The sequence below is a fragment of the Actinomyces sp. ZJ308 genome, assembly GCF_011752065.1.
GTDB lineage: Bacteria > Actinomycetota > Actinomycetes > Actinomycetales > Actinomycetaceae > Actinomyces.
In genome coordinates this window covers 1-15,718 of the sequence record NZ_JAAIJY010000045.1, presented here as the reverse complement: position 1 = coordinate 15,718, position 15,718 = coordinate 1, and the positions used below count along the sequence as shown (strand labels likewise).

Below are 15,718 nucleotides of genomic sequence, written 5' to 3'. Positions count from 1 at the left end.
CATCCGCCTCTTCCTTGGGCCCGGCGTCTCCATCGCCTCAACCACCAGATCCCTGTCCAGACGCCCCAAACGAGCCATCAGACTACTGACCCAACCAACCCCCTAAACCGACTTTGCCGACCCCCTGCACCTCGCACCACAAGGTGCATTAAGACATACGTTGGTGAAGGTGCTCACTCACTCTCCTTTCGTCAGAAAGCACCTCGCACCACAAGGTGCATTAAGACGTAACCCGTGCAACCGTAGGAGTATGCTCTGTCTTGGTCAGAAAGCACCTCGCACCATAAGGTGCATTAAGACTAGATGGCGAACCGGGACAGGGACGCGTCGTCGAGGGGTCAAAAAGCACCTCGCACCATAAGGTGCATTAAGACTCATCAATCCCCTCAAGAGAGAACTTGACTCCACTACGTCGGAAAGCACCTCGCACCAGAAGGTGCATTAAGACTTGGCGTAGACGCGGATGGTTTGAGGTACGTCGGCTGTCAGAAAGCACCTCGCACCACAAAGTGCATTAAGACGGTTCCGTCGTCTCCTAATACGTCCTCTGCAACGTTGGTCAGAAAGCACCTCGCAGCATAAGGAAGCTTATTCACGGCGCTGGGTGACAGGTAGGCGACTGTGCAGGGGGCTGATGACCGGTACGATGGACGTCGTAGCGGGCGGCAGAGGCTTGCCCCCTGCGTTCGCATGTCGTCGAGGCCGTCCCTCCGAAGGCTCGAACCGGAGAGCCATGGTACGAATACGTCACTGGGGCAAGGGTTCGGCGGGCTCGAATCGCCAGGAAACCCGCATCACGTCGCCGTGATGTCCACAGGAATGACATTGGACCCCCAGCCCGCAGATTCGATCCGGCGGATCGGCGTGATTCCAACGTTCTACCCGCCTCTCGTGCGCCAGGATCCTTCTAATGTCATTTCTGTGGACACCGCACCGCTCCAGCACCACAGGAGAGCGGCCCATCCGACCACGAATCTGTTGAATAGACCGTCCAAGCCGGCGTCGACCGACCCCTGCTTAACATGGACGCCGTCCTCGTCGACAGCACCCCGAGCGTCCGCAGCAGTGTCCACCTCAAGTGGATTCGTGCCAGGTGAGCTCGCGGGATTCCAGCAAGCGTCACGCAGCCATCATGCCTATACCGCAGGGGCCGACCAAGCGGCCGCAAAGAAAAGTGGGCGGCGCCGAGAAGCTCGGCAGCCACCCACTGGTCGCCCACTCACGGGTGCAGTCAGGACATCAGCCCACGGCGCCCCGGCCGAGACCGGCCCCCGTTCCGGCCCGACCCCTCAGCTGCGGCGCAGGCGCAGGATGATCAGGCCGCCGGACAGCAGGATCGCCGCCATGGACAGCACGCCGATCGCCACACCAGTCACCGGCAGCCACCGCTCCCGGGCACTCTGGGCGGAGGACCGCTCCGCGGCGCTCGTGCGCCCCCGGCTGTCCTGGCTGCCGCTGGCGCCCACCACGACCTCGTTGCGGTCGTCGTGCCCGGCGCCGCCCGAGGACTGCGAGCCGGCGCTCGAACCATCCGGCACCGAGCCGCCGTTGGCGGGCGGAGCCCCTGCGGACGGAGCCGGCGCCCCCGGCTGGGGCGAAGCCGATGCCGAGGCCTCCGGGCCCGGCGTCGCGCTGTCACCGGCGCCGTCAGAGGCGCCCGGCTGATCCGGGGTGGCCGCACCGCCCACGGGCGCGGACCACTGCGGACGAGCCACCAGGGCCACTTCAGCCATCGTCTGCGCGTCCAGCGTCTCCGCCTGGACGCCACCGGACGAGGCCCTCACGACCTTGTTCTCCCCGATGTAGATGCCGACGTCGTAGACGTTGCCGAACACCGTGGACTGCGCGGGAGCCGATCCGGCCCCGCCCTGGCCCGCGGGCAGCGGGTTGGAGAAGAAGACGATGTCCCCGGGGTTGATGGCGCCATTCGCATTCACCCACAGACGTCCCTGGGAACTGAGCCAGCCGGCCAGGTCGTCCGGCTTCCAGGACCCGGTCAGATCGTGTCCGACGTCGGCCCGGTACCCCACCTGGGTGTTCTGGTCCGCCACGTACGTGGTGTGCGAGTAGTCCCAGCCGGAGAGCACCATGCCCACCAGCGCCGAGGAGGTGATCGGGTAGGGCCCCGAGCCGCCGGCGTGGACGTTCGTGCCCGACAGCGGCGTGGGACGCGACGGGTCCACCACCAGGGAACCTCCGGCGTCGGCGAAGGACTTGGCCCGGGCCACCACGTCACTGGCGGCGGCGCCGTCCGAGGCGGCCGTCGGGGCGACCGGAAGCCCCCGCGGCACGGCCCACTGGCCGTCGGCAAGCATGACGGAGACGGCCCCCAGCGCGCCGGCGGGGCTCGTGCTCTCCACGGTGTAGGTCAGACCACCGCCATCACCCGGCGCCTCATCGCCAAGGGTGGTCAGGGCGCCCGAAGCACCGCTGACCTGCGCCATCTCAGCAACCGTATTAAAAGTGGTGCCTGCGGCCGGCTCAGCGGCCACGGGAGCCACGAGGGGCGCGCTCAGCGAGGACGCCAGCACCACCGCACCCGCGAGGCCGACCAGCCCCGAGACGCGTCGACGCACAGCCTTCTTCACCGTCACCAACTGTCCTTCCACATCACCCGCCGGAATGGGGCATCTCTCCGGCGACCTACACTCGTTATCGTAACGTAACGTACACGGCTCCGACCACCTGGAAAAGGGGGCAGGACGCAGTTCACGGGCCTTGCGACGACCGCCCGGCAACGGCACTTCGACCAACCCATCCCTGATTCTCCCGTTCTCTCCTCAGGTTTTGTCAAGGTTGACCTGAGTCAGTCAGCCTCCGTAGACCTCGGGCCGCAACGTGCCGATGAACGGCAGGTTGCGGTACCGCTCGGCATAGTCCAGTCCGTAGCCGACGACGAACTCCGTAGGAATATCGAAGCCGACGTACTTGACGTCCACCTCGACCTTGGCGGCGTCGGGCTTGCGCAGAAGTGTGGCGATCTCCACCGAGGCCGCACCACGGGAGGACAGGTTGCCCAGCAGCCAGGACAGGGTCAGGCCGGAGTCGATGATGTCCTCGACGATGAGGATGTGGCGGCCGGTGACGTCGGTGTCCAGGTCCTTGAGGATGCGCACCACCCCGGAGGACTTGGTTCCCGAGCCGTAGGACGACACCGCCATCCAGTCCATCGGCACGCTCATGTGCAGCCGGCGCGACAGGTCCGCCATGACGTAGACGGCGCCCTTGAGCACACCCACGAGCAGGGGGTCACGGCCTTTGTAGTCGGCGTCGATCTGGGCGGCCATCTCGTCGAGGCGCTGCCCGATCTGCTCCTCGGTGATGAGTACCTGCTGAAGGTCCGATCCCATGTCCGTGGCGTCCATCCGCCCTGCCTTCCTCATGCGTCGTCATGGCTTCGCGGTGCCACCGGGGCCCGGGGAGGCCACCGGTCCGCGTCGACGCCATAAGCCTGCCACACCGGGCCCGACCTGGCACTTCACGCCACCCCTTCAGCAGCCGGGGACATTCTGCGCGTACGGGGACAGAAATCCCGCACCCGTACGCGTGGACTGTCCCCGGCCGCACGATAGCCTGCGCTCAGCCCACGCGGTGCACCCACACGTCGGGGCGGGCGATCTCGGCCGGGGTGGGCAGCAGCGCGGGGTCGGTCCACACGACGTTGAGCCCCTCCTGCCCGATGCGCGCCACGACGCTGCGCACGAAGGCTGCGCCGTCGGCGTACTGGGCCTCCTTGGCCTCCAGCCCCATGAGCCGGTGCAGCAGGAGCGCGCCCAGGCCCGGCCCGGGGCCGATGCCGTCATCGGCCGCACGGCTGCGCGACAGCACCGCTCGCAGCCGGTGCACCGAGGGCATCCGGTTGGGCCGCACATCGTCCAGGACGACCTCGGCGTGCCCCTCGAGAAACGTCAGCGCCGCCGCCAGGGAGGCGACCTCCGAGCGATCCCTGAAGTTCGTCAGCCCCTCGAGCACGCGTCCCCGGCCGGCGCGCGCCGCGATGCGCACCGCTCCGCCCCGCCGCCGTCGGGTCGCCCCCTCCCCCGTGCTCGCGCCACCGACACCGCCGATACCGCCGTAGGCGGCCTCGACGACGGCGCCGATGACCGTGCGCATGGAGTCGGTCAGGTAGGGGCCGAGCCAGGGGGCGGCCGCGAGCTGGACGGCGTGCGTCATCTCGTGCAGGCAAACCCAGGCGGGCAGGTCGAGCATGTCCAGGTCCATCTGGCGACGCACCGCCAGCACGTTGGGGGCCACGAGCAAGACGTGCGGGGACGCCGACGCCTTCCCATCGACGACGCCGGACTCCTCGCCCTCAGGCTCCTCGCCGCCGGGCCGGCCGGTTCCGGACCGCCCGACGTCGGACCGCCCGACGTCGGACCGGCCGGCGTCGGCACCGGTCGGGGCCGGGGGAACCACCTGTCCCAGGAGTCGGGTGGCGAGCAGGCTCATCGCCCCGGCCACCTCGGCGGCCCCAGCGAGCCGGACCGCCTCGGAGGCCCGCGGCGCGGGCACCTGCCCCATGAGGTCTCGCAGCGCCCGGGTGGAGGCGCGCACCAGGCCGGCCCGGTCGACGACGCTCACGCGCGTTGAGTCCGCGACCTGCTGGGCGGCCCGGTTCAGACCGGTGATCCTGGCGACCCAGGCCGGCGCCTCCTGGGCGGAGCGGCGCAGGACCGCCACCGAGCTGGCGCGCGTCGAGCGCGAGGCGCTGGGACCCGCCGGGATGAGCGCGGTCAGACGCTCCACCGTCCGCCAGTCGACCAGCCCCGCTGCTGTGCCGTTGGTCGTCACCGCCATGCCTTTCTCACTGACATCCCACTGAAATCACTGACATCGCCGGGCCCGCGCCCTTCAGGGAACCTACCGCACGGACTCTACCGGCCTGCTGGGCCTCACGCGGGTCTCAGGAGCAGCCGCAGGAGGCCAGGGGCGCCACGAAGTGGTTGTCGATGGCGGCGCCGGCCGCCGAGCTGCCGTTGGCGGGGAAGCCGTTGGCCAGGATCGAGAAGGCCAGCAGCCGCCCGTCGGCGGTCGTGACGACGCCGGCGAGCGAGGAGGTCTGCTCCAGCGACCCGGTCTTGGCGCGCACGGTTCCGGCGGCGGAGGTGCCCAGCAGGCGGTTGCCCAGGGTCCCGTCCAGGGCGGCGACGGGCAGGTCGGCGATGAGGGTGCGCCCGGTCGAGCCGCCCTCGTCCCCGGCGGACCTGGCCAGGATCTGGGTCAGCAGCCTGGCGGGCACCTTGTTGCCCTTGGCCAGCCCGGAGGCGTCCAGGAGGGTCAGCCCGGAGGTGTCGAAGCCGTCCTTGCGCAGCTGGGCGGTCACGGCCTTGGAGGCCCCGGCGAAGTCGGCGGTCTCCTTGGCGTGGACGGCCACGAGCCGCCCCTCGACCTCGGTCATCGTGTTGTCGGAGGTCTTGAGGGACAGGGCTAGGATGTCGGACAGCGGGGCGGAGGAGACCGAGGCCAGCTCCCGGGCGCTACTGGGCGCGGCCGCGCGGGACGCGTCGCCGTCGACCGTGATGCCGGCCTCGCTCAGGTGCCGGGCGAAGGCCTGGGCGGCCTCCATCGCAGGGTCGGCCGGGTAGCCCTGGTTCTGGGTGGCCGAGACGTCCACCATGATCGGCTGGACCTTGGCCACGTACTGCTCGTTGCCGGCCTCCCAGCCGTCGTTCCACTGGGCGCCGGTGAACAGAGTGTCGTCCAGGCGCAGGGAGACCGACGTCGTCCCCTGGGCCTTGAGCTGCTCGGCGGTGGCGCGGGCGAGGTCGCCCAGGCCCGCGTGGCCGGCCGTGGCGGTCGGGTCGCCGGCGTCCTCGGCCAGCAGGACGTCGCCGCCGCCCACGAGGGTGACGGTCTGGCCGTCCAGGACGGCCTTGGTCTGGAGGGTGTGGCCCGGCCCCATGGAGGACAAGGCCGCCCAGGCGGTGAGCACCTTGTTGGTGGAGGCCGGCGTCACCCCGGTGGAGGCCGACTGGTCCAGCAGCTCCTCCCCGGTGGCGACGTCGACAACCGAGGCCGTCACGCTCCCACCGGTCAGGGCGGCGTCGGAGGCGACCGCCTGGACGTAGGAGCTCAGCGCCGCCTTCGAGGGCGTGGGAGCCCCGGCATCCAGGCCGGAGGGGGCCGTGGTCTTGGCGCTGGGGCCGGCCGGCGTCGGGAAGGGCTGGGGGGCGACGTCGGCGTAGGCGACCGTCACCGGACCGGGTACCAGGTCGAGAGCATCGCCCAGGCTGTAGTAGCCGCCGAAAACCAGCAGGCTCGCCGCCGTCAGGGCCGCGGTCTGGACCTTGCGCATACGTCCTCCGGACTGGGTTGTTGACAGGCTGGGAAGGCCTGTATATCAGGTGGGTGGGGCGCCCGGGAGGTCGTCCCCGCCGGTGCACCGACGTGCAGAGTACGCGTTTGCTGACCTCAGGCGCTGTCGTGCGCCACACTAGTGCCATCAACACCCGCCCCGCCGGATCGACGCCGACCGCCAGGCACCGTTCCAGCGCCCAACGAACTGAAGACACGAGCGAAGGAGGCTCCCCGTGGAGTTCGACGTCACGATTGAGATCCCCAAGGGCAACCGCAACAAGTACGAGATCGACCACGAGACCGGCCGGATCCGCCTGGACCGCATGCTCTTCACCTCCACGCGCTACCCCGACGACTACGGCTTCATCGACGAGACCCTCGGTGAGGACGGAGACCCGCTGGACGCCCTGGTCCTGCTGGAGGAGCCGACATTCCCCGGCTGCGTCATCCGCTGCCGCGCACTGGGCATGTTCCGAATGCGCGACGAGAAGGGCGGCGACGACAAGGTCCTGTGCGTGCCCAGCGCCGACCAGCGCGCCTCCTGGCGCACCGACATCGAGGACGTCTCCGAGTTCCACCGCCTGGAGATCCAGCACTTCTTCGAGGTCTACAAGGACCTCGAGCCCGGCAAGTCGGTCGAGGGCGCCCACTGGGTGGGCCGCGAGGAGGCCGAGGAGGAGATCCGCCAGTCCTTCCAGCGCGAGGCCGACCGCATCGCCCGCGAGGGCCACTGACGCGAGCCGCCCGGACTGGGCGGGACAGGCTGAGCGGGGCAGGGCGGCACATATGCTCTCGGCTACCATCCGCGCCGCTCGTTCCTCGCGCCGCTCCCGCCAGACCCGCCACGCCTTCGAGCACATATGCCGCCCCACCCCTGCTCAGGGGTGGGGCGGTTCAGCGTCCCGGCGGGTCACCTCGCGGCGGGAGGACTGCCGCTGAGAGTGTTTAGAAACGCACCGCGTAGGGCATGACGCCGGAGTAGCGCATGGAGGTCACGCGCACGGTCATGCCGAAGGTCGGGGCCTCGATCATCGTGCCGTCGCCCAGGTAGATGGCCACGTGGTAGATGCCGGAATGGCTGCCGTCGGAGGACCAGAAGACCAGGTCGCCGGGCTGGGCGGCGTCGAGCGGGACGTGGGTGCCCTGCCCGTACTGCACGCGTGAGGAGTGGGTGAGGTACACGCCGGCGGCCTCGTAGGAGACCATCGTCAGCCCGGAGCAGTCCAGGCCCGACGCCGACTCCCCGGCCCACACGTAGGGCGTGCCGATGTAGCTCATGGCCGTGCTGATGGCGGTGGAGGCGGCGTTGCCGGAGTACGACGGCGCGGGCTCGGGCTCAGGAGCCGGGGCCGGGGACGGCGCGGGAGCGTAGTCCTCCTCGTCGTCGGAGGTCTCGGGCTGGGAGGTGGTGGCGGGGTCCTGGGCCGGGGCCTGGTAGGTGGGCTCGGGCTCGGTCGCCTGCTCCCGGGGGGCGGGGGTCGTCTCCTGGGGCTGGGCGGCGGCCTCCTCGGCCTGCTTCTGGGCGAGGTCGGCGGCGGCCTTCTCCGAGGCCTCCTTGGCCGCGGCCTGGGCGGCCGCCTCCTCGCGGGCCTTGCGCTCGGCCTCGACCTGGTTCTGGTACTGCGTCTCCAGCTCGACGGTGGTGTTGCGCTGGGCGGCCAGCTGGGTGATGAGGTTCTGGCGGTTGGTCTGGGTGGTGGTGACGGCGCTCTGGGCGTCGCGGGCGGCGGCCTCGGCGTCGGACTTGGCGGTCTCGGCGGAGGTCTTGGCGCTCTCCTTGTCCTTGACCTTCTGGTCGGCGATGGCCTGCATGCTCGTGGCCACCGACTGGAGGGCCTCGACGTTCTGGACCTTGGCGTTGTTGTTCTCACCGGCGCGGGCCAGGGCGACGTCGGCGTCGGCCAGGTCGGCCAGCGACTCGCTGGTCAGGTACGGGGTGAGGGGGTCGAGCGGGTTGCCGCTCTCCTGGTAGGTCTGCACGACGATCGAGCCCAGCTCCGAGCGGGCGGCCGCAGTGCTGGAGGCGGCGTTGTCGGCGTTGGTCTGGGCGGTCTGGGCGTCGGTGGTGGCCGTGTTGAGGTCGTCGACGGCGGTCAGGTAGTCCTCGTTGGCCACCTGCGCCTTGACCTGGGCGTCCTCCAGGGCGGTGCTCTGCTGGGCGAGCTGGGCCTCCAGGGAGGCGATGGAGGTGGAGGTCGAGCGCTCCGAGGCCTTGGAGCGCTCGATGTCGCTCTGGTCGACCGGGTCGGCGAGCGCCGACGGCGCCAGGGTGCAGGCCAGTGCCACGACTGCGGTGGCGACGACACCGTGTCCGTGTCGTCTCGGGGGGATCGGGCTCACAGGGGTTCTCCGTCGTGATGGGGCTGAACGTGAGGATGTCGTCTCACCCGGGGACCGGCGTCGGCCCACCGCCAGGATCCGTTCCGCGAGATCACGGGGGCGCGAAACGGAGGAGGGGATGAGGACGGCGGATGCGTCGGCCCGGATGCGACAAAACCACACTAGTCGCTTTGGCCCCAACTGAAAACAGAATTCACAGTATTCACAATCGTAACTTACGCCCCTGTAGTTCAAGGTTCTTGCTTGTGCTGACAAGGCTCCCGACGCCCGTCATCCGGTCGTGACCGGTATGACATCAGGCACAACCAACCGTTCGTGCAGGTCAGAGACGCTTTCGAGACGAGGTCGCCGGGGCTTCGGCGTGGGGCCGAAAACGGGGCCGACGGCGGTCCCACAACCCCGGACGGACCTCCTGCGCGCCGGGTCCGGCAGAGCCCGGACCCCGCATCGTGGACACACGTTTGGACCGCGCGCGGAGGAAACCGCTAAAGTCGGAGCATGTTCCGTCGTCCTGAGGCCCTCCGGCCGGACGCCCCCACCACGGGGCGAATGCGCAGCTGACGCGCACGCCGCCGTCGGCCCACGTGCGCGTCCCCGCCCTCACTCACACCATCGCAGAACCTGCAGAAACGGTGACGGCGGACGACCAAGCGCCACGACATCTCGCCCCTGACTGCGTCCCCGGCCGTCTCGCCGGGCGCAGCGGGTCGCCGGGCAGGACCACCCGCAAGCGCGCCGGAGGCAACGGCGCGGCGCGGGCACCGCCCGTGGCACTGACATCGCCGCCGGTCACCAGGAACCACCAAGGAGTCCTCATGACCGACCAGCACCCCTCCGCCCCCGAGCAGGCCGCCGACCGGGCCGCTGACCAGGCCGCCGAGCAGGCGGCCTCCCAGAACGAGGCCCGGCCCCCGGCCCCCTCCCCCACCAACCCGGCCGGGTGGCGCTTCGAGACCAAGCAGGTCCAGGCCGGGCACGACCCGCTGGCCGAGCCGACCCATGCGCGGGCCATCCCGATCTACCAGACCACCTCCTACGTCTTCGAGTCGGCCGAGCAGGCGGCCGCCCGCTTCGCCCTGAGCGACCTGGGCCCCATCTACTCGCGCCTGACCAACCCCACCAATGACATCGTCGAGCAGCGGATCGCGGCCCTGGAGGGCGGCGTCGGGGCGCTGCTGACGGCGTCGGGCCAGGCGGCCGAGACCCTCACCTTCCTGACGCTGGGGCGCTCCGGCGACAACATCGTGGCCTCCCCCTCGCTGTACGGCGGCACCACGAACCTGCTCACCCACACCCTGCCGCGGCTGGGCTTCGAGACCCGGTTCGTGGACGACCCGGGCGACCCCGCGGCCTGGGCCGCACTGGCCGACGAGCGCACCATCGCCTTCTACGGCGAGACCATCCCCAACCCGCGCGGCGACATCCTCGACATCGAGGCGATCGCGGCGGCCGCCCACGAGCTGGGCATCCCGCTGGTCGTGGACAACACGGTGGCCTCGCCGTTCCTGACCCGCCCCATCGAGTGGGGCGCGGACATCGTGGTGGCCTCGGCGACGAAGTTCCTGGGCGGGCACGGCTCCTCCGTGGCCGGGGTGATCGTGGACGCCGGCAGCTTCGACTTCGCCGCCCAGCCCGAGCGCTTCCCCACCTTCAACACGCCCGACGAGTCCTACCACGGCCTGGTCTACGCCCGGGACCTGGGGGTGGGCAGCCCGCTGGGCGCGAACCTGGCCTTCATCCTCAAGGCACGCGCCGAGGGACAGCGCGACCTCGGCTTCCCGCTGGCGCCGCACTCGGCCTTCCTCATCGCCCAGGGCATCGAGACGCTCTCGCTGCGCATGGAGCGCCACGTGGACAACGCCCTGGCGGTGGCCACCTGGCTGGAGGGGCGCGACGACGTCGCCGCCGTGCGTTACTCGGGCCTGGCCTCCAGCCCCTACTACGAGCTGCACCGCAAGTACTGCCCGCGCGGGGCCGGATCGATCGTCACCTTCGACCTGGCCGGCGGGCGCGAGGCGGGGGCGGCCTTCATCGACGCGCTGGGCCTGTTCTCCAACCTGGCGAACATCGGCGACGTGCGCTCCCTGGCAGTCCACCCGGCCACCACCACCCACTCCCAGCTCGACGACGCCGGGCTGGCCGCGGCCGGCATCAGCGCCGGGACCGTGCGCCTGAGCGTGGGCATCGAGCACATCGACGACATCCTGGCCGACCTCGAGCAGGGCCTGGCGGCGGCGCGCGCCGTCGGTGCAGGCGGAGCTGCTGGTACCGCCGGGGCGGCCGGAGCCTGAGCCGGCCGTGAGCGCGCGGACGTGCCTTAAGGCCCGCGGACGGCCCTGAAGGGTCAGCCCCGGAGCCCTATGGTGCGTCCGCGAGGCGGCGTCGATTCTTCTTCCACTCGTTTCCCGATGATCGCGACCAGAGGCAGCCTTCCATGAGCAATCCCACCTCCTCCTACCCTCTGACCATCCCCTCCGCCGACGACACCGCGCCCGCCGCCTACGGCGTGGGGACGGCCTCCTCCAAGCTCGTCGACCGCAAGGCCGGCTCCCCCACCGGGGCCTGGCGCCCGGGAGACGAGCCGGGACGCCGTCGTTTCCTGGAGATCGGGGACCTGCCCCTGGAGTCCGGGGAGGTCCTGCCGGACACGGTCCTGGCCTTCGAGACCTGGGGCCAGCTGAGCCCCCAGCGGGACAACGCGGTCCTCGTGCTGCACGCGCTGACCGGCGACTCCCACGTCACCGGCGAGGCCGGGCCCGGGCACCCGACGCCGGGATGGTGGTCGGACCTGGTGGGGCCGGGCCGGGCCATTGACACCGAGCGCTACTTCGTCGTGGCGGCCAACATCCTGGGCGGCTGCCAGGGCTCGACGGGGCCGTCGTCGACGGCGCCTGACGGCAGGCCCTGGGGCTCGCGCTTCCCGTGGCTGACCACGCGCGACGCCGTCGAGGCCGAGGCCCGCCTGGCCGACGCCCTGGGGATCGAGGTCTTCCACCTGGTCATCGGGGCCTCGCTGGGCGGGCACCGGGCGATCGAGTGGGCGGTCACCCACCCGCAGCGGGTGCGCAACCTGGCGCTGGTGGCCACGGGCGCCTCGACGACCGCCGACCAGCTGGCCTGGTGCCATCTCCAGGAGCTGGCGATCGTGGCCGATCCCTTCTTCTTCGACGGCGACTACTACTCCCACTCGGTGGGGCCGGTGCGGGGGCTGGGGCTGGCGCGGGCGCTGGCGCACACCACCTACCGCAGCGCCGCCGAGCTGGACGAGCGGTTCGGGCGGCGCCACCAGGGCGAGGAAGATCCGGCCGTGGGCGGGCGCTACCAGGTGGAGTCCTACCTGGACTATCACGCCGGCAAGCTGCTGGCGCGATTCGACGCCAACACCTACCTCATCGTCACCCACTCGATGATGGTGCACGACGTCGGCACCGGGCGCGGCGGCATCGAGGCGGCGCTGGCCGGCGTGCAGGCGCGCACGCTCGTGGTGGACGTGGACTCCGACCGGCTCTTCCTGGCGGCCCAGGCCGAGGAGCTGGCCGGCGGCATCCCGGGTGCCCGGCGCGAGACGATCACCTCCCTGCACGGGCACGACGGCTTCCTCATCGAGGCCGAGCAGATGGACGCGATCCTGCGCGACTTCCTGGCCGGGGCCTGACGAGAGAGAGGCACCCGCCCTCAGACATCTGACGCCCTGGACCAGGCGACCAGGCTACCGGGAACCGCTTGCAGCTCATTCTGTTCTCCCGTAGGGTCAAAGCATCTTATCTGACCGCCCAGTTACTTGATGGAGAAGCGCATGGTGGACAAGGCCAAGACCCGCGAGAATCTTCAGAAGCTTGCCGACTTCGTGGGCACCAAGACCAGGTCCTTGGGTTTCGAGGATGGGCCGAACGGAGAAGCAGCCAATCCTGGAAGCACGTACGCCCTGGGCATTAACGCCCCGGACACGTGGACGTCCACTCTCGCAGACCAGGAGGCCGACTCCGTCAGGGAGCCCCTCAATAACCTGGCCAGCGATTTTGCCGGCCTTCACGAAACTCTCAGCTCGGAAACAAATTCTCCCTCTTTGCAAGACGAGTAGCCTTCCACTACGGTAGCCATCACGCAAGACCACAAGAAATGAAACTGAAAATGGGTACCATTAAACTCGATCCAGAGAACCTGAAGAAAAAGATCAAGGGCTTCGAGATAAATCAGATGAGGCGGGTCGCGCCTGACCGAATATAGACACGGAGGGAGAGCGAGAACCTGGGAGACCCCTCACCCTCAAAAGCGATTGACACCTTCTGCAACAACTCCGGCCACCCACATCGATGATGTTCGCGCCCGCGCCGATAAAATTGAGACCGAGATGAACCGGATCATCGAGCTCAATCAGAACAGCATCGCCACAATGAACGGCGGAACAATCACCGTAGAGAATGTTCCAGACGCGGTCCTGCAAGGAGGCGAAAACGAGTTCAACAACTGGAGCCAAGGAGCTCTAGACGCCAAGGACCTCCAAACAATTCTTGGTGGCGGTACACCGAAGAGCGGCCGCAGCTACGAAGACGTCACAGCGTCAATGACTACCAATACGGGTAATACTTCCTACTCCGTTGGCCTCATCGACACAATAGGCCCGGAAAATATCACACAATTGCCGCTCGATACAGACAAAATCCCCGGCCTTAGCGGAAGATCTGACGCAGACATCGCAATAGCATACCAAAGAAGCCTAGACTTAACTAGTATACTCGGCGAAGCCCTGGCCAGCGCCTCAACAACGTGGGGCGATAAAAAATCACAGGAAGTGGCCGACAAAATTGTCGACTCAGTGAATGACAAAGGACATTACGGTAGAATTACCGTACTCAACGCCATCATGGACGGCACAGACTCCGACGGCGATCATGTAAACGACCTGAAGTTCGGAAAAAATTTTCTCGTCGACATGGCCGAGGGACTCGAAAAAATCGATTACAACGCAGTAAGCAGCTACTACAGCTACCTTAACAGTGCCGACCCTAACATAAAGTCAATAGGTGAAAATTATATTGGAGAATATCTAAAAAACCAGTCGCATGACCCCCTTGCCGGAGTTCTAAGTGCAATGGGAAACAATTCCGATGCAGCAAGGATACCACCCCGACGGCACCACCGGAGCAGACACCACACGCCTATTTGATCTTTCGAAAAGAAACTGGGGCAAAACCGGGCTCGCAGGATTTACGGCAGCCATTGCCGCAGGATCGTCTAAACGAAATGGAGATGGAGGCAACGAAACTGTTCGCGCCGACGATCTATCAGGATTCTCAATTATGTATCTGGTGGACAACACGGACAAGGAGTTGTACAACGATGACACCAAGGCCCATGTTGGACAGCTACTGGCTAATTGCGCGCCCGAGCTAACGAGCGCCTGGGGCGAGGGAGGCTTAGTCAATAGCCGAACCGGCAAATATCTTCCCGGATTCCGGGATATTGATGATAAAGAAGTTCAGTTTCGCTACGTCGCAGATCTGTCTTACGCGGTTGCCGACAACGCAGACGCAACTGGAACGATTGCCGCTGGCTTGGCAGAATTTGCGCGGCAACGCTCCCAGGACAGTATCGCATATTATGATTCAGATGCCGATAAACTCGGCGGTATTCACAATGCCTATAACCAGGGCGCTGAGGCAGTGGGGGTCCTCACGGGACTTGCCGATCAAAAGTCCAGCAACAATGCGGAAGAAAACTCAAAGGGCGCGAATGCTGCGGTCAACATATTTAGCGACATCGCACTCACAGGACTCTCCGCTTGGAGCGGTCCAGCAGCTGTCGCCGTTAATTCTACGGCAGGACAAATGATTAAACCAGCGGTGACCACACTAGCAAAACCAGTTATCGCCGATGCAGTATCCAATGCAACTGGATCAGAGGCCGTAGAAGTTCCTACGGAGAATTCAGAACGATCACTGTGGGCCGCTTCAGTACAAGATGCGGCAAATGCGGGACTGCTTGATGAACGTGATTTCGACGCTGACAATAGCAATACCTACACTTGGATAAAAGAGAACGAAGACGGATCACACTCCATCGATCTTTCGAACACCCATGGCGCGAAGAATCGCGAGGTGACAGATTGGGTCAACTCAGTGCAATCTCCGGACGCCAAGCGTGACCCGAATGCACCTAAACGCCCAAGAGATCCAACTTTAGATAAATTAAACGACGATTTTAAAGGAGTTCGTGCCGACGGTCGCACTCGAGGCGTAACTGAAGGGAAGAACAGGAAATGAAGCGAGCTACAGCCCTCCGAAAAGGGATATCCTTGATTGTCACGTCATTAACGACAGCACTCCCGCTCACTCTCGGTGGATGCAGTGTCATCGGCAAAGCCAGCGCACCGGCGTCCATCACCAATGCTGTGAACGACAACATCAATGTATGCGAACTGATCGATGCAAAGCAGCTGGAAGAACTCACTTCATCTCAGGTTGTGCGCTACGCTTACGAACACACTCCTGTTCCCGCCAACCAGCCCACCGGTGAAGAAACGATCTTTCCCACCCTTCATTGTAGAATATATTTTCCCGATGATACGCCCTTCTCTAAAATCGAAGTTCACTACATAGCACGCACGGTCGAAGACTTCGGTGAAGGCATGGCCACTGTTCCATTCGACCGGGCTTTGTTGCATGAGGGGGTGGAAGAGATATCTTCCAGTAATGTGGAAGGACAGGGCTTCGTTTACGAAAACAACACTTCAGGACCACTACTATCTTGGAGATATCCTGACGGACATGTCCTCACAATGAGAGTTTCGTACGCGGATAACGATAAGCTGCATCAGAGTATTCAAATGCTCACCTCTTTTTTTGAGATCACGGGTAACCGTATACCACATGTCGCAGCCGATGAACCAGAGCTAGAGCTGACACACTACCCCGACGATCCTGCATCAGTTAACAACGATGAGTAGATATCGACCTAGTGTCGCGTGTCGTTAGTTTGTTTTTGGTTGGCATTTGGTGAGGATCTCGTCGGGGGTCTTGGTCCAGGCCAATGGGTGGCAGCGTTGGTTCCAGCCGTTGATGAAGGCGCGGATCTTGGCGTT

Annotated in this window: 12 protein-coding genes and 1 pseudogene; 7 read left to right on the top strand and 6 right to left on the bottom strand. The window is 66.5% G+C overall.

Features of this window, described 5'->3' with window-relative positions; translation table 11 throughout:
• Nucleotides 1–1,289 precede the first annotated feature (1,289 nt).
• The 4 genes from HCR68_RS13250 to dacB form a co-directional block, all read right to left on the bottom strand.
• Entirely contained in the window at nucleotides 1,290–2,594 is a 1,305-nt protein-coding gene (locus HCR68_RS13250) for a hypothetical protein (protein ID WP_167150240.1), read from the bottom strand.
• A 216-nt stretch (nucleotides 2,595–2,810) separates the two neighbouring features.
• Nucleotides 2,811–3,365, bottom strand: coding sequence for a hypoxanthine phosphoribosyltransferase (hpt, locus tag HCR68_RS13245; RefSeq protein WP_167150238.1), 555 nt, complete (start codon nucleotides 3,363–3,365; stop codon nucleotides 2,811–2,813).
• Nucleotides 3,366–3,579: 214 nt separating this feature from the next.
• A complete protein-coding gene (locus tag HCR68_RS13240; RefSeq protein WP_167150236.1) occupies nucleotides 3,580–4,797 on the bottom strand; it encodes a zinc-dependent metalloprotease in 1,218 nt (405 codons plus the stop codon).
• Nucleotides 4,798–4,903: 106 nt separating this feature from the next.
• On the bottom strand, nucleotides 4,904–6,295 hold the full coding sequence (gene dacB / locus HCR68_RS13235) for a D-alanyl-D-alanine carboxypeptidase/D-alanyl-D-alanine-endopeptidase (RefSeq protein WP_167150234.1): 1,392 nt from the start codon (nucleotides 6,293–6,295) through the stop codon (nucleotides 4,904–4,906).
• Between the two features lie 235 nt (nucleotides 6,296–6,530).
• Between dacB and HCR68_RS13230 the strand changes: the two genes are divergently transcribed.
• The gene (locus HCR68_RS13230) at nucleotides 6,531–7,031 is read left to right on the top strand and encodes an inorganic diphosphatase (RefSeq protein WP_126415102.1); all 501 of its coding nucleotides are present in this window, start codon (nucleotides 6,531–6,533) and stop codon (nucleotides 7,029–7,031) included.
• Between the two features lie 211 nt (nucleotides 7,032–7,242).
• On the opposite strand, the gene HCR68_RS13225 is transcribed toward HCR68_RS13230, so the two are convergent.
• A complete protein-coding gene (locus tag HCR68_RS13225) occupies nucleotides 7,243–8,637 on the bottom strand; it encodes a C40 family peptidase (RefSeq protein ID WP_243859131.1) in 1,395 nt (464 codons plus the stop codon).
• A gap of 815 nt (nucleotides 8,638–9,452) precedes the next feature.
• Between HCR68_RS13225 and HCR68_RS13220 the strand changes: the two genes are divergently transcribed.
• From HCR68_RS13220 to HCR68_RS13195, 6 genes are all read left to right on the top strand, one after another.
• Entirely contained in the window at nucleotides 9,453–10,928 is a 1,476-nt protein-coding gene (locus tag HCR68_RS13220; RefSeq protein WP_167150232.1) for a PLP-dependent transferase, read from the top strand.
• A 143-nt stretch (nucleotides 10,929–11,071) separates the two neighbouring features.
• On the top strand, nucleotides 11,072–12,292 hold the full coding sequence (locus HCR68_RS13215; protein ID WP_167150230.1) for a homoserine O-acetyltransferase: 1,221 nt from the start codon (nucleotides 11,072–11,074) through the stop codon (nucleotides 12,290–12,292).
• Nucleotides 12,293–12,433: 141 nt separating this feature from the next.
• Nucleotides 12,434–12,718, top strand: a complete 285-nt coding sequence (locus tag HCR68_RS13210; protein WP_243859130.1) for a hypothetical protein — start codon at nucleotides 12,434–12,436, stop codon at nucleotides 12,716–12,718.
• A gap of 270 nt (nucleotides 12,719–12,988) precedes the next feature.
• Nucleotides 12,989–13,804, top strand: a complete 816-nt coding sequence (locus HCR68_RS13205) for a DUF6571 family protein (RefSeq protein ID WP_167150226.1) — start codon at nucleotides 12,989–12,991, stop codon at nucleotides 13,802–13,804.
• Entirely contained in the window at nucleotides 13,746–14,900 is a 1,155-nt protein-coding gene (locus HCR68_RS13200) for a DUF6571 family protein (protein WP_167150224.1), read from the top strand. Before HCR68_RS13205 ends, HCR68_RS13200 begins: the two co-directional genes overlap by 59 nt.
• A 128-nt stretch (nucleotides 14,901–15,028) precedes the next feature.
• Nucleotides 15,029–15,583: a hypothetical protein gene (locus HCR68_RS13195; RefSeq protein ID WP_167150221.1), complete on the top strand. Its 555-nt coding sequence runs from the start codon at nucleotides 15,029–15,031 to the stop codon at nucleotides 15,581–15,583.
• Between the two features lie 8 nt (nucleotides 15,584–15,591).
• On the opposite strand, the pseudogene HCR68_RS14340 reads toward HCR68_RS13195, so the two are convergent.
• Nucleotides 15,592–15,718: pseudogene (locus HCR68_RS14340) on the bottom strand (IS630 family transposase); the annotation flags it as partial.

Excerpts from the sequence above, each read along its gene's own strand:
- HCR68_RS13220 (WP_167150232.1), top strand. The coding sequence starts at position 9,453 with ATGACCGACCAGCACCCCTCCGCCCCCGAGCAGGCCGCCGACCGGGCC.
- dacB (WP_167150234.1), bottom strand. The coding sequence starts at position 6,295 with ATGCGCAAGGTCCAGACCGCGGCCCTGACGGCGGCGAGCCTGCTGGTT.
- HCR68_RS13215 (WP_167150230.1), top strand. The coding sequence starts at position 11,072 with ATGAGCAATCCCACCTCCTCCTACCCTCTGACCATCCCCTCCGCCGAC.
- HCR68_RS13210 (WP_243859130.1), top strand. The coding sequence starts at position 12,434 with ATGGTGGACAAGGCCAAGACCCGCGAGAATCTTCAGAAGCTTGCCGAC.
- HCR68_RS13205 (WP_167150226.1), top strand. The coding sequence starts at position 12,989 with ATGAACCGGATCATCGAGCTCAATCAGAACAGCATCGCCACAATGAAC.
- hpt (WP_167150238.1), bottom strand. The coding sequence starts at position 3,365 with ATGGACGCCACGGACATGGGATCGGACCTTCAGCAGGTACTCATCACC.
- HCR68_RS13200 (WP_167150224.1), top strand. The coding sequence starts at position 13,746 with ATGCAGCAAGGATACCACCCCGACGGCACCACCGGAGCAGACACCACA.
- HCR68_RS13240 (WP_167150236.1), bottom strand. The coding sequence starts at position 4,797 with ATGGCGGTGACGACCAACGGCACAGCAGCGGGGCTGGTCGACTGGCGG.